The organism is Lacrimispora brassicae, from assembly GCF_054772055.1.
The window spans coordinates 45,969-64,519 of record NZ_BRYH01000065.1 but is presented as its reverse complement, the minus strand read 5'-3'; the positions used below and the strand labels follow the sequence as shown (position 1 = coordinate 64,519).

Here is an 18,551-nt window from a genome sequence, read left to right as displayed (position 1 = left end):
AAACTTTCAAAAAAGAAGCAGAGATAAGCGCGAGTGGCTCAGTTGGTGGAGTACGACCTTGCCAAGGTCGGGGTCGCGGGTTCGAGTCCCGTCTCGCGCTTTTTTTATTTGTAGCGGAAGCCTAGGTTTTATCAGGGTTTCCGCTATTTTTTTGTGTCTGTCAGTTTGCAGACAGTTGTATACAGTTTACAAAGCCTTTGCAATGAAGGGCATAAGTTTTAATGTAAGCTGAAATTTTCGGCTTCCCTGGTTTCTGTCTGGTTTTATCTGGTCTTTAAACTCATGAAACATCGTTTCCCTTCCCTCAAATGATGTATTACCCAGGTAATGCAGACTTTCACATCCACTCTTCCCGAATCCCCTGTTGTGTTTCCCATGAATGGTGTGGGAAAAAGCATTATTATGTCTACATGGTTGCCGGTTGCAATAAATTTCTGCGTATTTATCATGGATGAGTGAAAACGCATCTGTATAACCTGGAATCTACTATATAATTTCAACTGTTTTTTCTTATCAGTCTGGCACAAAAGTTTACTCTGTGGCAGCTTTATTTACGTTACTCTTTTTCAACCTTAAAATTTCTTATTATACCTTGACTTTTATTAGCAGGTTTCAAAACAAATGTGTCAATTTTTCTGGAATCAACTCATGAAATGTAGCAAAAAAAGAAAAAGAAGGATATAGTTAGTCTGATATAATGTACATAACAGATAACAAGGCACGAAAAAAGGAAAGGAGAGCATGCAATATGACTAGCCGGCAAATGGATATTCTATGTTATCTGCGGGAACAGAAAGATTATGTAACAGTCTCGGAAATCTCCAATGTGATTAAGATGTCGGTTAAAACAATACGAAACGAACTGAACGCAATTCAGGATTCCATGAACCAGGCTGATTCCGGCATGATTTATAAAAAACCCCGCAAGGGAGTCAAACTGGAAATTGATGAAGAAGCATGGAAACAGCTATCGTGCCAGTCAGAAGAATTTCAGCTAAGCGGCCATATCCCGGATATTAAAAACCAGATCATCTATCTTTTAATGACCAGGGACAGTTTAAGCCTTTCTCATATTCAGGATAAGCTTTATGTGGGCCGTTCTTCCGCAGAAAAACTGGTTCCGGATATTATAAAGTGGTTTCAAAGCCATGGGATCTTTTTCGAGAAAAGGAAGGGCAAAGGGTATCAAATCAAATATGAGGAATTCCAATGGCGGCTTGCCATGTGGGATATATTTTTCATTATTAAACGAAAGGACAGAAGCGATTTATTTTCAAAGGGGCGGATGGAATATCAGTCAAATGAATATTTTTTGATTGAAGATTTTCTGAAAGGCTTTGATACAGCCGGAATCAACAAGGCCATTTACGCTCTGGAGGAAACCTATGGTTTTTCCTATGGATATGAAGCCCATATTCAAATGTTTTTTCTGCTTTCACTCTGTATTATTCGCTCCCGGCAAAAGCATATGGTAAAGCTTCCAACATTATCTCCATGCAAAATAGCCGGTGGATTTTTCCGGCTTATAAAAAAGGACCTCATAGAGGCACTGGAAGTCTATTACCATATGAAGCTGGAAGCCGATGAACAGAACTTTATAGAATTTGTTATTGAAATTTCAGACATTCAAACCTTCCGAAGCTTAGAAAAAATGCTTGTGTGCCAGGCTGAGAATTTAGAAGTATGCTATTTTACATATCGTATGGTTTCGTTAATGAGCGACATAGTGAATGTAAACCTTCGGTCAGATCTCTTTTTTCTGGAAAGCCTGTTTTTGCAGTTGCTGTCCATGATACCAAGGTTGAGATATCACATTAAGACTGAAAATCCGTTGTTAAAACAGGTAAAACAAAGGTATCCGAATCATTTTACGGCTATTTCCGCTGTCAGCGTATATTTTCAAAAGGAGCTGGGCCTGGATTTAAATGAACATGAAATGTGCACTATGGCACTTCTCCTTGGAGGAGCAATTGAAAGAAGCATGTCAACGGTTACCGCCTGTGTTATATGCGACTACGGTATTGGTATATCCCAATTATTAAAGAAGCAGATGGAACGTACCATTGGCGATATAAGAATTGTAGAGGTGCTGTCGGTTAGAGATCTTAAGAAGCTCATCCATATTCCCTGTGATCTGATCGTTACCACTATCCAGCTAAAAAGTCCCTGTTATGGAAAAGAAGTGGTTACGGTAGGACATCTTATGACTCCCAATGATATTAAAAATATCGAGAACGCCATGAAGCAGGTACGAATGAGGAACTTAAAAAACAAACAGCCGTGCAAAAAGCTGAATATCTGCAAAAATTTGTTTTATGATGAATTTGTTTATCTGCATATAAATACCACGGATAAGCAAAGCGTTCTCCACCTTTTGTGCAAAAAGCTGAGCGAAGCCGGGTATGTGACGGAAGAATTTCTGCAGTCCGTTATGGACCACGAAATGACGGCTCCCACAGCACTTGGAAAAGGAATCGCCATGCCTCATGGATTTGCCAATTGTGTTATACGTCCGGCCATAGCGGTCGCTACATTGGCAGCTCCGGTCCTGTGGCAAGAAGCGGAAAAGGTGGATGTTATTTTCCTTCTGGCCTTTAATCTGGACGAAGCAACCGGAATGAAAGAAGAAAACATAAAATTCTATAGTGTCTTCCTGGATATTTTTGATGATCAGGAAAAGATAAATGAAATCAGGCGATATGATAACCCAAAATTGTTGGCGGAACTGATGAACCAGAGAGTCAGGGCTGCAATTGCATTTAAAGAATAAAAACACAGGAGGAGGCGAGATATGGCATCACTTATGACAATTGAAAATGTTATCCAGCGTTCCTGCATTAACCTGCATTTAGCTGGAAGTACAAAAGATGAAATAATTCAGGAAATGACCGACATGTTTTTAAAGGCCGGAGTGATTTCCTCCAGAGAGCTCTTTTTATATGATGTTTACCAGCGTGAAAAGGAAGGTCCTACGGGAATCGGTAATCAGGTGGCCATTCCTCATGGTAAATCGGATGCTGTTATCCGTACATCCATGGCAGTAGGAAGGTCAGATCATGAGGTTGAATGGGAAACACTGGGAGAGGGAACATGCAGGGTCTTTGTGATGTTTGCGGTCAATACCGCAGATAAATCAGAACTGGTTTCACTGTTGTCCCAGGTGGCGGTGGCCTTATGCGATGATAAAGTAATAGAAACATTGTTGTCAACGGATGATGAGGGGGAAATCTTCACAATATTCAATCAAAGGGAGGGGAGTTAAATGAAGATTGTAGGTGTTGCCGCATGTACGGCAGGAATTGCACATACCTATATGGCACGGGAAAAGCTGATAAAAGGGGCGAAAGCCAGGGGACACGAAGCAAAAATAGAAACCCAGGGTACGATAGGTGTAGAGAACAAGCTTACAGACCGGGAGATAGCAGAAGCTGATGTAGTAATCCTTGCCATAGACGTCAAGATCTCGGGAGAAGAACGGTTTAAGGGAAAGCCGGTAATTCGTGTGGGAACTGCTGCTGTTATTAAAAACGCCATCGGTTTTATTGAAAAGGTAGAAAAAGCATTGTCAAATCAAAGCTAAAGGAGAAGATAAAAATGAAAGAGCATGGTGTGTTGGCATTGATAAAAAAACATATATTGACAGCAATTGGTTACATGATTCCATTAGTAGTCGCTGCAGGACTATGCATGGCACTGGGGCAGTTTATTGACGGTGATGTTCGCAATTCCACTTCAGGGATCGGGTACTTCTTATATAAGGCAGGTGGGTTTGGCATGTCGGCCGTAGTGCCTGTTATCACCGCGGGTGTGGCCTATTCCATTGCGGACCGTCCTGGAATTGCTCCCGGACTTATATTAGGCTTTATCTGCACGGAGATCAAGGCCGGCTTTATCGGTGGTATCGTAGCCGGTTTCCTGGTAGGTTATCTGGTACTGTCCATTAAGAAATATGTAAAGCTCCCTAAGGCAATGCAGGGATTGATGCCGGTTCTGGTCATACCTGTATTGACTACCGCTGTTGCAGGGGTATTAATGTTCACGGTTGTAGGCCAGCCTTTTGCATGGCTTCAAGTAACTCTGACCTCAGCAATTTCCGGCCTTCAGAGCGGTTCTAAATTCGTTTTTGGAGCCGTACTGGGCGCTATGGCCTGTTTTGATTTTGGAGGCCCAGTAAATAAAACCATGTCCACCTTTGTTAACGCGCTTATGATAGACGGAGTTATAGAGCCGGAAGCGGTAAAATTTGTTGGTTCCATGATTCCGCCCTTTGGAATAGCCATTTCCTGCCTTTTGACCAGGAATAAGTATACCATAGCAGAGAAAGAAGCCTTAAAGGCAGCCGTTCCTATGGGGTTCTGTATGATAACCGAAGGCGTTATTCCCATTGCGGCAAGAGATTTGATCCGTGTGGTGTTCGCCTGCGTATGTGGATCAGCGATAGCAGGAGGCCTGTCTATGACCTGGGGATGTGGCGCTCCCGTTCCCCACGGCGGCATGCTTTCCGTCCCCCTCTTTACCAATCCTATAAAGTTCTGCCTTGCTCTGGCTATTGGCAGCGTGATCACCGGAGTAATCCTCTCTGTCATCAAGAAAAAAGTGACTGAAGAGGATGAGAGCTTTGAGGATCTTGGGACCTTATCAGATATGACAACCGCAAACACTGATGACATTATAATTGAGACCATTTAAAACAGGAGGAAAAAATGCTAATTAATATGAAGGAAATGCTAAAAACAGCAAACGAAAACCACTTCGCAGTAGGGGCTTTCAATGCAACGGAAAGTTCCCTGTTCCGGTCGGTCGTGGAAGAAGCAGAAGCCAGCAATTCCCCGGCTATCATTCAGGTGGCGCCAGGTGAATTTGACTTTGCAACCAGAGAATTTTATACCTATGTAAAAGAAAGGCTGGCCGGCAGTAAAATTCCATTTGTACTTCATCTGGATCATGGGAAAACGATTTCACAGTGCCTGAAAGCTATCCAGGCCGGTTTTACATCTGTCATGATTGATGGTTCGGAGCTTTCCTATGAGGAAAATATGCACCTTACAAAGGAAATGGCTGAACTGGCACATATGGTGAATGTCTCTGTAGAAGGAGAAATAGGAACAATTGGAGTCATGGATAACTCAGAGGAAGGCGGAGTCAAAAATGTGACTTATACCGATCCGGAAGATGTAATTCAGTTTGTTTCCAAAACAGATGTGGACTGCCTTGCCATTGCAATAGGCACCGCTCACGGTATTTATCCTAAGGGATTTCAGCCGGAGCTTCAGCTTGAATTGCTGAAAAGGATCAAAGAAGTATCTCCGGTTCCCCTGGTTCTTCATGGCGGCAGCAACAATCCAGATGATGAAATACGGGAAGCCTGTAAAATCGGGATACGCAAGGTGAACATATCCAGTGACTTTAAATATGCTTTTTTCAAGAAGGTAAATCAGGTTATTGAAGAAACCGGTGGTTTTATTCCTGCTAAAGTATTTACCCCGGGAATTCTTGAAGCCCGGAAGGTAATACGCCAGAAAATGGAATTGTTCGGCTCACTGGGAAAAGCAGATTGCTACAGATAGGGGAGAAATTATATGATAAATTTTGAGTTTTCTAATACAACTGAGATTGTATTTGGAAAAAACACAGAGAGCCAGATAGGGGGAAAAATCAGGAAATACAGCACTTGCGAAAAAGTCCTGATTGTGTACGGCTCTGACCGGATAAAAGAGAACGGGCTTTTAGACACAGTTGCTGCTTCTTTAAAAGAACAGGGAATTCAATATTTGGAATTAGGAGGGGTACAGCCAAACCCCAGACTTGGGCTTGTTAAACAGGGAATCGAATTATGCCGTCAGGAACATATAGAATTTATTCTTGCCATCGGGGGAGGAAGTTCCATTGACACCGCAAAGGCCATCGGCGTGGGTGTTCCCCATAAAGGAGACGTGTGGGACTTTTATCTGGGCAAAGATACTCCAAAGTCAACGCTGCCAACGGCCGCACTCTTAACGATCCCTGCCGCAGGAAGCGAATCAAGTTTAAGTTCAGTGATCACAAACGAAGACGGCTGGTATAAGAAAAGCATTAATCTGGATTTGATACGCCCGGTATTTTCTATTATTAATCCGGAGTTAACGTTTACTCTTCCCCCTTATCAGGTCGGATGCGGAGTTGTGGATATGATGACTCATATCATGGAACGGTATTTTACGAACACGGATAATGTGGATTTAACAGACCGGCTATGCGAGGCAGCCTTAAAAAGCATTATCGTAAATGGCTTAAGGACCCTTAGAGAGCCTCAGAATTATGATGCCAGGGCGGAAATTGTATGGGCGGGCACCTTGGCCCACAATGGCCTTTTAAACACCGGACGTGTTCAGGACTGGGCTTCTCACAGAATCGCACTGGAGATGAGCGGAAAGTATGACATCGCCCATGGGGCCAGTTTGTCTATTGTCTATCCTGCTTGGATGGAGTACGTATACAGTCATGATAAAAACCGGTTCATCCAATTCGCGGTAAGGGTGTGGGGCGTAGATCTGTCTTACGGGAAAACGGATGAAATCTGTACGGAAGGAATCCGGAGAATGCGAGAGTACTTTAAAGCATTGGGCATGCCTCTTACGTTCTCAGATGCCGGCCTTCCTGACGATGCTTTTGAGGAGATGGCGGATAAGGCCACCTATGGAGACACCATTCCTGTCGGGAATTTTGTGAAAATAGGAAAAGAAGAAATGATTGAAATCTATAAGCTTTGCACAGTGGAAACTGGACTGTGATAAAAAAGTATCTTCGACACTCTCAACAGTAGTGTAATCTAATTTGTGTCTTTGGAAAAAAATGGCTTCTTTTTGGTGAGAATTAAGGTGTGAAAATTCTTATCGAAAAGGAGCATTTTTTATGGCAGTTTCAAGAATATTCCCCCAAAACCCTCAAAAGCCAGTTTGACGAATTCCCTATGGATATTCCAAGAGACAGGAATGGAGAATACCAGCCGATGTTTACCTCTAAATACAAGAAGGATATTTCCTGGATTGAAGAACAGGTTATCTCCTTCTATACTTTTTCTGTATTTTCCCCAGGGCCCCATTCAATGATCGGGCCTCTTTTCCTGTTTCATACTTAATAAAAACAAGTGTGTCAAAATGATACATTTTAGTATAGATATCTATATAAAACTGATAAAATAAGCGAGATAAATGTATAAAATAACCAATAAAAGCGCTGAAAATAATTATTTTTGGTTAAATTACACAAAAACGAATTGCAATGTAGGGGGGCAAATGATATACTATAACCATAAAAGCTAAGCAAAATCAGACCAATAAAAATGAAATATCAACTGCTTGCTGGCGGCACAGTAGATAGGAGGAACATGCAGAAAGTAACAGAGAAGCATTTGATTCACATTTTAGAAGCTGAGCTGGTGAAGGCACTGGGCTGTACCGAGCCCATAGCAATTGCATATGCAAGTGCTACAGCGAAAAAATATCTGGGAGTTGTCCCTGAAAAAATTACAATATCCTGCAGCGGAAATATTATAAAAAATGCAAAAGCAGTTGTGGTTCCCATGACCGGCGGTTTAAGGGGTATTGAGGCGGCCGCTGCTGTTGGAGCAGTGGGAGGGGATCCGGACAGAGGACTGGAAGTCTTGACAACGGTAACGGAACAGGATTTACAGATCGCGAAGATCATGCTTCAGGAAAAGATATGCCAGGTTGAGATTCTGGATACCCGGGAAAAGCTTCATATTGTTGTAGTGATGAAGCAGGAAAGAGACGAGGTCAGGGTGGAACTGCTGCGGACCCATCTTGGTATTATCAGAATCGAGAAAAACGGGCAGCTCCTTTTTGAAAAAGAGCTGGCAGTTGAGGAAGAACCGGCAGATTATTGCTATTTGAATATGGATTCCATATTTGAATTTACAGAACAGGTCAACATTAAAAAAATAAGGAGGCTGATAGGGGAACAAATTGAGTGCAATACCAATATTGCACGTGACGGGCTTTCCAATTGTTACGGGGCCCAGATTGGAAAGACACTTCTTGAAGTGTATGGGGATGATGTGAAAATCAGGGCAAAAGCAGTGGCGGCTGCCGGGTCTGATGCACGTATGAACGGATGTGAATTACCGGTAGTCATAAATTCCGGCAGCGGGAATCAGGGAATGACGGTATCTCTTCCTGTCATTGAATATGCAAAGACTCTCAGAAGCAGTGAAGAAGCGTTATATCGGGCATTAGTTCTCAGCAACCTGATCGCTATTTATCAGAAATACCGTATGGGCAGATTGTCGGCTTATTGCGGAGCGGTCAGTGCGGCGGCCGGCGCCGGGGCAGGGATCACCTATTTAATGGGAGGAACAAAGGAACAGATCGAACATACAATTATCAATACCCTGGCAAATACTTCAGGGATTGTATGTGACGGGGCAAGTGCTTCCTGTGCGGCCAAGATTGCTTCCAGCGTGGATGCGGCAATTATGGCCAGCTATTTATCCATGAACGGACATGTTTTTCTTCCGGGAGAAGGAATTGTAAAAGAGAACGTTCAAAAGACAGTGGATGGGGTCATTACGCTGGCAAAGGTTGGGATGAAAGAAACGGATGAGGTAATCCTTAACATTATGGTCCAGGGTTCATAAAAACAACGCAGATAAAAGAAAGGAAGGTAGTTTCAGTTATGAAAAAGGGGTTTATCAAGTATTCATTGGTTATGATGATGTTGGCAGGTGCGCTGGCAGGCTGCACCCAGGGGAATGGACAGAGTACGGGGGTTACCCAAAATACCTCCAATGCACAAGCCGGGGGAACAAACGCCCAGAACGGTGAGGGAGTCATAAAGATTGCGGTGGCAGCACCTATGACAGGAGATAATTCCGAGTACGGCATCGGTTTTACCAATGCGGCGAAGCTGATGGTTGACCAGTGGAATGCAGAGGGAGGAGTTTTGGGGAAACAGATTGAAATTGTGCCCTATGACGATAAGAATACTTCCGAAGAGGCAACAACCATTGCACAGAAAATTGTTTCTGACGGAGATATCAGCGGTGTGATCGGCCATTTCTCTTCCGGAGTCTGTATGACGGCGGCTCCCATTTATCAGGAAAACAATATCATTGAGATCTCTCCGTCTGCTTCTCACCCGGATTATTCCAAAATAGGAAACTATATTTTTAGAAATAATACGGTCATTTCCAAGGAAGGTGCGGCTTCCGTTGACATTGCCGTCCATGATCTTGGAAAGAAAAATATCGGCATCATTTCCATTATGACAGACTGGGGAACCAATACGTCAGGCATCATCAAGGATCTGATTACAGACTTAAATGATCCCAATGTAAAAGTAGTCGCACATGAAGAAGTAATGGAAGGCTCCGATGACTATACACCGGCCATTACCAAGTTGAATGAAGCAGGAGCAGATGTGGTGATCTGCTGCGGCATGTATAATCTGGTGGCTCCGGTTGCCAAACAATATAAAAATATTAATCCTGATATTGCCATCGTAGGCTTTTCCAATGCTTACAGCCAGCAGTTGATCCAGTTAGGCGGGGAAGCGATAGATGGAGTCTGTTTCCCGGTTATTTTCTTCTCAGAATCAGACGATCCGGATGTAAAGGCATATGTTGATAAATTCACACAAGCTTATGGAAGCGCACCATCCGCTCTTACTTCCCAGGCCTATGATTCTGTGGGCGTACTTCTGACAGCTATAAAAGAGGCAGGTACCACGGATTCTGCAGCGGTAAGGGACAAGCTTAACGAAATCAGTTACAAGGGCGTAACTGGCAATATTAAGTTCGACGAACAGGGAGATGTTGATAAGCAGTTTAATAAGGTTACGATTCAGGATGGAAAATTTGTCAAGATGAACTAGTTTAAGCGGCGGGAATGGTGACTCACTGTTCCCGCAGAAAGGTGAATATATGATTGCACAACAGATATTTAACGGACTGGCATTGGGAATGGGATATGCTCTCATTGCAGTCGGATATTCATTGGTGTTCGGAATTCTCAGACTGGTCAATTTTTCCCACGGTTCCATCTATGCATTCGGCGCTCAGATGGCAATGGTTTTCATTGGCCTCCGGTTTGGAATCATTCCGGGGCTCATTGCCAGCATGGTGCTGACGGGGGTTCTGGGTGTGGCAATTGACAAGCTTGCTCTGGAACCTTTAAGAAAGAAGAAATCCATTCCCATCGCCTCGCTGATAACGACCATTGGAATTTCCAACATTGTGACTAATCTTCTCATTGTATTTTTCGGAAGCGAAAAAAGAGCCTTTCCGGCCCTGTTCGATTCTGGAACCCTGCAGGTTGGAAAGATTGTTATTTCTTCCACACAGATCGGAATGTTTGCGGTTTCTCTGGTCCTGATGCTGGTTTTGGTGGCCATTGTATTCTATACAAAAATAGGGCTGGCAATGAGGGCTGCGGAACAGAATCCAAAGGCTGCTAATTTAATGGGGATCAATGTGAATTTTGTTATTTCATTTACGTTCTTCTTAAGTGGAATATCCGCTGCCATCGCAGGCGCCCTAGTTGGAAGCTATTATCAGATCGTCTATCCCAATATGGGATTTATGGCCGGATTAAAGGCATTTGCGGCAGCAGTACTTGGAGGGATCGGAAGCCTTCCGGGGGCGATTATAGGAGGTCTGATCGTGGGAGTATCGGAATCAATGGCTGCAACCATTCTCGGATCAACATACCGGGATTCCATGGCATTTATCATATTGATTATTGTTCTGATCGTAAGACCCAATGGTTTATTCGGAAAGAAAGGGATCACCAAGGTATAAAATATGACAAATACAAAAATTGAAAAACACAGCTTTTTATTTCAGTTTGAAAGCTTTGTGAGTAAATACCAGAAAGTACTCCTGATCCTGCTGGCAGCATTTTTATGCCTGCTTCCAAGGGGAGTGAACAATCAGTATTTCCTGACCGTGGTGGTAAAAATGGCGGTATATGCCATGTTTGGCCTTGGACTTAACATTCTGACCGGTTACACCGGCCTGGTCTCTCTTGGACATGCCGGATTTGTTGCCATCGGGGCCTATGGAGCTTCTTTATGCGCGGTAAAGCTGGGGTGGAGTTTCTTTCCTTCCATGCTAGTGGGTATGGTGGCAGCCGGGCTTGTAGGAATCCTTCTGGGGCTTCCCACTCTTCGTTTGACCGGTACCTACCTTTCCATTGTCACTTTGGGATTCGGAGAAATCATCAAAATGATTGCCATGAACTGGGCGACCGTCACCAATGGAACTTTGGGAGTGAAAAATATTCCCAAGCCTGCCTTATTTGGCATGAAGCTTACCATAGGAAATCATGGGCTGTATTATCTGGTAATGATCATTCTGGTTGTCTGTACGGTTTTCTGCCTTGTTCTTGTCAGATCCAAAACCGGCAGGGCGCTTCAGGCGATCAAGGGAGATGAGCTGGCCAGCATTATGATGGGAATCAACACCACTTACTATAAGATTCTGGCTTTTGTATTATCCGCATGTATCTGTGCTGCTGCCGGAGCGCTGTATGCCACACTCATCGGATATGTGGATCCCAACACTTTTAATTTTGATGTGTCGACCCTGATCCTCTCCATAGTAATTCTGGGGGGTATGGGGACCATCAGGGGAATGTTCCTTGGAGCCGCCATTCTCATTGCCCTTCCTGAGGTATCCAGATTCCTCATGGTCTACCGGTTTGTTTTATACGGCGTGATTCTGGTTGTCATGATGCGCTTCCGGCCTCAGGGAATCCTTGGATGGAAATCCCAGCTTCCCTTTAAATTATCCAGGCAGGTGGCGGAAAAGCTTAAGACAGCGGATAAAGAGGAGGCGGGAGAGAATGGCTGAAAATGCATATTTATCCGTAAGGGGAATTACGAAACGGTTTGGCGGTATTGTTGCGGTGGAACAGGTGAGTTTTGAGGTTAATAAAGGGGAAGTGGTTTCCATCATCGGGCCTAACGGCGCCGGTAAAACAACGGTATTCAATATGCTGACGGGCGTGTACCAGGTGGATGAAGGAACCATTGTATTTAACGGCGAAGAAATCCAGAATAAAAAGCCGAAACACATCGTAATGGCAGGAATGTCCCGGACGTTCCAGAATATCCGGCTGTTTCAGGATATGCGTGTGATAGAAAATGTACTGGTTGGGGCCCACATAAAAACCTCATACAGCTTTTTTGATTCCACGTTCCGTACGGCCAGATACCGGAAAGAGGAAGACGAAAAGGTACTTGAGGCCATTGCACTTTTACGGTCAATAGGCCTGGAAGAAAGAAAGGATGATTATGCTTCCAACTTACCCTATGGAGACCAGAGAAAGCTGGAAATCGCAAGAGCCATTGCCACCGGAGCCAAACTGCTTTTACTGGATGAGCCGGCAGCAGGCATGAATCCGCGGGAGTCAGAGGAGCTGATGCTGTTTATCCGTTCTCTGAAACAGAAGGGATATACCGTATTGCTGATTGAGCATGATATGAGCGTGGTTATGAATATTTCCGACAGGATTTACGTGATCGACCACGGAAAACCCATCGCACAGGGACTTCCGATGGAGATTGCCAACAATGAACGGGTAATTGAGGCTTATTTGGGAGGTGTGCATAAGGATGCTGAAGATAACTGATTTAAATACTTATTACGGTCCCATACATGCGCTCAAAGGTGTTGATATGGAGATAGGCAAAGGGGAAGTCGTATCTCTCATCGGAAGCAACGGAGCCGGGAAATCCACCCTGTTAAATACGATTGTGGGGATCACCAAATCTTCCCGGGGCAGGGTTGAATTTATGGGAAAGGAGATTACCAACAGTCCGCCCTATCTGATGACAAAGATGGGAATCAGCATTTCTCCGGAAGGCAGAGAGGTATTTCCGGCGCTTACGGTGGAAGAGAATCTCCGCCTTGGCGCCTACACCGTAAAGGACAAGAATAAAATAGCCGAAAGCTATAAACGGGTCTATGAGATATTCCCCAGGTTAAAAGAGAGGATCAAACAGACGGCTGGAACTCTTTCCGGAGGGGAACAGCAGATGCTTGCCATTGGGAGAGCATTGATGTGCAATCCGGAGCTGCTTTTGTTAGACGAGCCATCCCTGGGCCTTGCTCCCAACTTTGTTCTGCTTATTTTTGACCTGATAAAAGAAATAAACAAGCAGGGAGTGACAATTCTTCTCATCGAGCAGAATGCCAACATGGCTTTGAGCGCTTCTCACAGGGCATATGTGCTGGAGAATGGGAAGGTCACCATGTCGGGAAATGCCAAAGAGATCGCGGCTGATCCAAGAATTAAAAAAGCGTATTTAGGCTTAGGATAAAGGAGGCAACATGAAAAAAATAATAAACAAACCAATGGATGTAGTGGCAGAAGCGCTGCGGGGCATGGAACTTGCCCATCCGGAGCTTCGGTATACTCCGGGCTACGAAGTGATTTCCCGCAGGGAAAGGGCAGATAAGGTGGCCGTCATATCAGGTGGCGGAGCCGGACATGAACCGGCCCATGCAGGATATGTGGGAAAAGGCATGTTGGATGCCGCCGTATCCGGAAACGTATTCTCTTCTCCCAGTCCGGACCGGATCGGGGAAGCCATCAATCAGATGAACAGCGGAAAAGGGGTCCTTCTGATCATAAAAAATTATTCCGGGGATATCATGAACTTCGGTCTTGCCTCTGACCTTGCAGAGGCAGAGGATATAGATGTGGAATGGGTCGTTGTTAAAGATGACGTGGCTGTTCCTGACAGTACATATTCCACCGGAAGAAGGGGGATCGCAGGTACCGTATTCGTACATAAGATCGCAGGAGCGAAAGCAGAGCTGGGCGGAAGCTTACAGGAAGTAAAGGCTGCTGCTGAAAAAGTCATTTCAAACATAAGAAGCATGGGCATGGCTATGAGTCCGTGTACCCTTCCTGCTGTGGGAAAACCGGGATTTGTGCTGGGGGAAGAAGAAATTGAGATCGGAATGGGCATCCATGGAGAGCCGGGAGTAGAAAGAACCAGGGTAAAAACAGCGAAAGAGACAGCGGAAATCCTTCTTGGGAAGATTCTTGAGGATTATGATTATACCGGCAGCGAAGTGGCAGTGCTGGTAAACGGTCTGGGGGGAACCCCTCTTATGGAGCTTTATATTCTGAATATGGAGATTCAGAAGCTGTTGGAGGAAAAGGGAATCAGGGCTTATAAGACGCTTGTGGGAAATTATATGACGGCCCTTGATATGACCGGCTGTTCCCTGACACTCATGAAACTGGATGACGAGTTAAAGGAGCTTCTTGACGCGCCTTGTAATACTCCGGCTTTAAACATCAGATAAGGCGGTGGAATATGGGATTTGAATTAACAGGTAAGGACTACGCAGAGTACATAAAAAAAGCATATGAGCTGATCCGTGAAAACGGAGAATATGTGACGGAACTGGACCTGGCCACCGGCGACGGCGACCACTGGGCAAACATTAACATGGGATTTGAAAAGCTGGTTGAAAAAGCGGATGAGCTGGGGGAAATGCCCATCAGTGATGAATTAAAGGAAATCGGCAAGATCATGATGGCGGTGATCGGAGGGTCCTCCGGAGTGCTTTACGGCTCCGCATATCTTGCGGCTGCCAAGGCGGTAAAAGGAAGGGAAACCCTGGACTGTCAGGGAGTATGCCACATGCTGGAGGCCATGCTGGAAGCCATCATGTCCAGGGGACAGGCAAAGGAAGGGTTTAAAACCATGATAGACAGCCTTGCCCCGGCGGTAAATGCATATAAGAAAGCAGTTTCTGATGGAAAAAGTGAACTGGAAATCTGCGAAATAGTGAAGCGGGCAGCAATTGACGGAGCTGAGAGCACGAGGAATATGGAAGCGGTAAGAGGCAGGGCTACCTATCAGGCCAATAAGGGGCTTGGACATCTGGATCCGGGAGCCGTTACCATGTCTTATCAGATCGGCACGTTAATGAATTGCATAAAAGAAAAAATTAATATTTAAGGAGGTACAGTTATGTACAGCAACACACCAGAAGACAGAGGTCAGCACATCAAGGATCTGCGGGATGGGATCGAGCACAGAGCCACATGGTTCTACTACATGTTTATGGAGGCAAAAAAGAGAGGCCTTGACAGTGAATTTGCCCATGAGGCCATTAAAAAATGCGGCTGCTTCCACGGAGAGAACAAATACACCCAGACCAGTGATTTAAAGGTATTTGAAAAGGAATTTATCAGTGACAATGTAAAAAATATTTTTCAGATGGATACGGAATGCACCGATGAACGGCTGGATATAACATTCCACTACTGTCCACTGGTGGACGCATGGAGAAAGCTTACGGATGATGAGGAGCTGATCGCCGAAATGTGCGAGATCGCCATGGACGGGGACAGAGGGATCTGCTCCCAGTTTAAAGACTTTAACTTCCACCTTGGAAAAACCATTGCAAAAGGAGATTCCATTTGCGAAGTAGCTTTTCATAAGAACCAGGAATAAGGAAACGGATTTAATTTCCGGACCAAAAGGGTTGTTGTAAAATTACAGCATCCCTGTTTGGCGTTTAAAAAACGGATATTTGTGAGGTGCGGGATGGAGAAAAGCCTGTTGGGATTAATCGAAAGCTATACCAATCATTTTGCAAGGATCATTTCGGATACATTGGACACAGACATTCTGATTATCGATACAAATATGAAGATTGTTGGAAGTGCCTTTAAATATTTAAACCTTTATACAGATATTAAAATAGGTACCATTATATCCACCATTCTTATGGAAAACAGAAACGTGATCGTGGAAGACAAGTCCCGTCTGCCTGGATGCCGCCGGTGCGATCAGTTCAGGGAGTGTAAGATGAGCAGCTTTGTAGGAGTGCCCATAAGAGTGGAGAACCAGGTTGTAGGTGCCCTTGCTTTGATTTTAACCAGGCACAGGGCGAAATTCCTGTTTGAAAGCCTGGATTCAACGGTTTCCTTTTTAGAAAATTTTGCGGAACTTTTGTCCGGAAAAATAGAAAATGAAACAAAAACCATTGGACTTCAAAACCGCCTGAAAGAAATAGAAGCAATTATGGATAAGATGTTTGAGGCGGTCATTTACACGGACTATTACGGAAATATCATTCATGTGAACCAGCGTTTTTGTGATATTCTTCATTTTGACAGAGGATTGACCGGCAGAAACATGAAAGAACTGTTTCCGTTTCAATTAATAGAAGATTATTTTCATTCTTATGAGGATATCAGCAATGAAAGGCTGACCTGTGAAATGAATGAGCATCTGTTTCACGGGGTGGTGTCCAGTAAGAAGATATACTTAAGCGATACGGAGTTCAGTACTCTGTTCTATTTCAGGCCCCAAAGTGATTTTGTTAAAAGGATCAACATTTCTGAACAGGGTTCTCTTGTGACTTTGGAGTGGCTGAAAAAATATTTTTCAAAGCAGGAACTGGACATGGTGCGGACCCTGGCCAAAACAGATCACCATGTTCTGATCCAGAGCTCTGATAATGAGCTGAATCTCCTCCTGGCTAAAGCGGTATTTAATACTTCGGAAAGAAACCTCCATGATCTTTATGTGGTTTATGCGGATAATCTGTACCGGGACTTATTTGAAATTTATATGATGGATGAATACGGACTTTTAAAAAATGCCAATAACTGCACCATCGTGATCCTGCAGCCGGAGAACATGCCCATATACATACAGAATTATCTGGCTGATTTCATGAAAGCAGGCAAGTTCAAATCGCATAATAAGCTGATCCGTTCCAATGTAAGATTTTTGTTCTGCACCGACAGGGAGCTGGAGCCGCTGGTGGAGCAGAAGCTGTTTTCCCCGGAATTATACCGCCTCATGGTTCTGCATAAAATCAGTTTTGAAGGAGTGGAAAAGGATATGGTAAAGTTCCGGTACTATGTGGCCTCAGGTCTGAATTATTATAAGAATCTCTATCATAACAGAACGGTTGAACTGTCGGGAGAAGTTATAACCTATTTCAGAAATCATTACGGGGAAATAGGAAAGCACAGCATGGAGCTGATTCTTGAACGGATCGCCGCGGAATGCTCCGGAAGAGTAACTATAGAAGAACTGAAGGAAAAGAATCTGATCCGGTTGAAAGAAGAGGTATTTCGCGGTCTTGGAGAGACTGCCAGGGAACGGATAACGGCAATGCTGGCGAGAGGGTATTCCAAAACGGATATTGCAGAAGTGCTTGGGATTTCCCGTTCTACCCTGTATCGGAAGATAAAAGAGTATGGCGTGGAGTGAACCTTTATTCTTGTCAATCAATTGGAACTGTAAACTGAATACGAAGAACAGCAAAAGCACAGGAAAAGATTCTGTGCTTTTGTTGTAAAATTTTTACCAGACAAAAATTAAATGGTGATTTCATGACATTGGTCATATTTTTTTTTGATGATATTTGTTATATTTTGCTTATGGAAAAAGATAAAGGAGAGATATATGAAAAAAATGGGAAAAGTAGCAGCATTAATCATGATTTTGGTAATGGCATTAGGAATTACGGCAGGATGCAGCAAAAATGCAGATGCTATACCGAAAGGGTTACAGGAGAAAATATAGAAAACTCTGAGATTGATATTTATGTTCCAATTAAGTAGAATTGCTGTATTTGCAGTTTGATTCTGCTTACGGTATAATCAATCAATATAGAGGTGGTGCGTATGTTTAAAATAGGTGAGTTTTCCAAATTGACACAGGTGTCGGTCCGAATGCTGCGGTATTACGATGAAACAGGGTTGCTAAAGCCTGCGGAAACAGATAGATTTACAGGTTACAGGCTATATTCCATAAAACAAATCCCTGTTTTGAATAAAATAATATTCTTACGGGATTTAGGGTTTACTGTCTCTGAAATTACGGTTGCCCTTAATCATTGGGAGGATGAATTTATAGCAAACCAGCTTGACAATAAGCGTCTGGAAATTGAGGATGCAATGAAGGCTGAGCAGGACAGACTATCTAAAATTGAGCTGGCAAAGAGGGATATTTTGCAGGAAAAAATTACCATACATTACAATGTTTCCATTAAATCCATACCCAGCTATCAGGTATTTTCTTTAAGGCGGGTCGTCCCGGATTATTATGCCGAGGGCCAGATGTGGAAAGAAATGTCGGCCTTTGCAGAAGAAAATAATATCCCTGTTTCAACCAATACCTTTGCTGTTTATCATGATACAGATTATAAGGAAACGGACGTTGACATTGAAATATGCGCTCCCGTGGCGCGGACAGGAAAGGATGTGTGCGGTTTTACCTATAGAAATACAGAACCTGTGCCCATGATGGCATGTACTATGGTATATGGATCTTTTGAAAATATAAAGGGTGCATATCTTGCTTTTGCAGACTGGCTGCAGGCACATAATCAATACAAAATGAGGGGCCAGAGCAGGCAGATTGTCCATCGGGGGCCCTGGAATGAGGACAGCCCGGACAACTATCTGACTGAAATCCAGATACCATTGGAGAAAAGATAAGATAACCGGCGTTTTGCAGATTTTGCAGGACGCCTTTTTATTTTATAAGAAATTCCTCAAAAGCTC

Annotated in this window: 18 protein-coding genes and 1 tRNA gene; all 19 read left to right on the top strand. The window is 43.9% G+C overall.

The window, feature by feature from the left end:
* Positions 1-27 precede the first annotated feature (27 nt).
* Positions 28-100: transfer RNA gene (locus ACYVD3_RS27835), tRNA-Gly, on the top strand.
* A gap of 648 nt (positions 101-748) precedes the next feature.
* Entirely contained in the window at positions 749-2,770 is a 2,022-nt protein-coding gene (locus ACYVD3_RS27830; protein WP_460645759.1) for a BglG family transcription antiterminator, read from the top strand.
* A 21-nt stretch (positions 2,771-2,791) separates the two neighbouring features.
* Entirely contained in the window at positions 2,792-3,262 is a 471-nt protein-coding gene (locus ACYVD3_RS27825; RefSeq protein ID WP_460645758.1) for a PTS sugar transporter subunit IIA, read from the top strand.
* Positions 3,263-3,580 carry a PTS fructose transporter subunit IIB gene (locus tag ACYVD3_RS27820; protein WP_460645757.1) on the top strand — a complete coding sequence of 106 codons (318 nt, stop codon included), beginning with the start codon at positions 3,263-3,265 and terminating at the stop codon, positions 3,578-3,580.
* A gap of 14 nt (positions 3,581-3,594) precedes the next feature.
* Positions 3,595-4,689: a PTS fructose transporter subunit IIC gene (locus ACYVD3_RS27815; RefSeq protein WP_460645756.1), complete on the top strand. Its 1,095-nt coding sequence runs from the start codon at positions 3,595-3,597 to the stop codon at positions 4,687-4,689.
* 14 nt (positions 4,690-4,703) lie between these two features.
* Entirely contained in the window at positions 4,704-5,567 is an 864-nt protein-coding gene (locus ACYVD3_RS27810; protein ID WP_460645755.1) for a ketose-bisphosphate aldolase, read from the top strand.
* A 12-nt stretch (positions 5,568-5,579) separates the two neighbouring features.
* Positions 5,580-6,770: an iron-containing alcohol dehydrogenase gene (locus ACYVD3_RS27805; RefSeq protein WP_460645754.1), complete on the top strand. Its 1,191-nt coding sequence runs from the start codon at positions 5,580-5,582 to the stop codon at positions 6,768-6,770.
* A gap of 89 nt (positions 6,771-6,859) precedes the next feature.
* Complete coding sequence (locus ACYVD3_RS27800) at positions 6,860-7,117, top strand: transposase (protein WP_460645753.1); 258 nt, start codon at positions 6,860-6,862, stop codon at positions 7,115-7,117.
* 249 nt (positions 7,118-7,366) lie between these two features.
* Entirely contained in the window at positions 7,367-8,635 is a 1,269-nt protein-coding gene (locus ACYVD3_RS27795; protein ID WP_460645752.1) for an L-cysteine desulfidase family protein, read from the top strand.
* Between the two features lie 38 nt (positions 8,636-8,673).
* Entirely contained in the window at positions 8,674-9,870 is a 1,197-nt protein-coding gene (locus ACYVD3_RS27790) for an ABC transporter substrate-binding protein (protein ID WP_460645751.1), read from the top strand.
* Between the two features lie 49 nt (positions 9,871-9,919).
* The gene (locus ACYVD3_RS27785) at positions 9,920-10,795 is read left to right on the top strand and encodes a branched-chain amino acid ABC transporter permease (RefSeq protein WP_460645750.1); all 876 of its coding nucleotides are present in this window, start codon (positions 9,920-9,922) and stop codon (positions 10,793-10,795) included.
* A 3-nt stretch (positions 10,796-10,798) separates the two neighbouring features.
* A complete protein-coding gene (locus ACYVD3_RS27780) occupies positions 10,799-11,848 on the top strand; it encodes a branched-chain amino acid ABC transporter permease (RefSeq protein WP_460645749.1) in 1,050 nt (349 codons plus the stop codon).
* Entirely contained in the window at positions 11,841-12,629 is a 789-nt protein-coding gene (locus tag ACYVD3_RS27775; RefSeq protein WP_460645748.1) for an ABC transporter ATP-binding protein, read from the top strand. The genes ACYVD3_RS27780 and ACYVD3_RS27775 overlap by 8 nt, the downstream gene beginning before the upstream one ends.
* Positions 12,613-13,320, top strand: a complete 708-nt coding sequence (locus ACYVD3_RS27770) for an ABC transporter ATP-binding protein (protein WP_460645747.1) — start codon at positions 12,613-12,615, stop codon at positions 13,318-13,320. The genes ACYVD3_RS27775 and ACYVD3_RS27770 overlap by 17 nt, the downstream gene beginning before the upstream one ends.
* A 10-nt stretch (positions 13,321-13,330) precedes the next feature.
* Positions 13,331-14,317 (top strand): dihydroxyacetone kinase subunit DhaK, encoded by a 987-nt coding sequence (gene dhaK / locus ACYVD3_RS27765; RefSeq protein ID WP_460645746.1) that lies wholly within the window; start codon positions 13,331-13,333, stop codon positions 14,315-14,317.
* A gap of 11 nt (positions 14,318-14,328) precedes the next feature.
* A complete protein-coding gene (gene dhaL / locus ACYVD3_RS27760; RefSeq protein WP_460645745.1) occupies positions 14,329-14,979 on the top strand; it encodes a dihydroxyacetone kinase subunit DhaL in 651 nt (216 codons plus the stop codon).
* 12 nt (positions 14,980-14,991) lie between these two features.
* Positions 14,992-15,477 (top strand): L-2-amino-thiazoline-4-carboxylic acid hydrolase, encoded by a 486-nt coding sequence (locus tag ACYVD3_RS27755; RefSeq protein WP_460645744.1) that lies wholly within the window; start codon positions 14,992-14,994, stop codon positions 15,475-15,477.
* A gap of 93 nt (positions 15,478-15,570) precedes the next feature.
* Positions 15,571-17,253, top strand: a complete 1,683-nt coding sequence (locus ACYVD3_RS27750; protein ID WP_460645743.1) for a GAF domain-containing protein — start codon at positions 15,571-15,573, stop codon at positions 17,251-17,253.
* Positions 17,254-17,669: 416 nt separating this feature from the next.
* Complete coding sequence (locus ACYVD3_RS27745) at positions 17,670-18,485, top strand: MerR family transcriptional regulator (RefSeq protein WP_460645742.1); 816 nt, start codon at positions 17,670-17,672, stop codon at positions 18,483-18,485.
* The last annotated feature ends 66 nt before the right edge of the window (positions 18,486-18,551 follow it).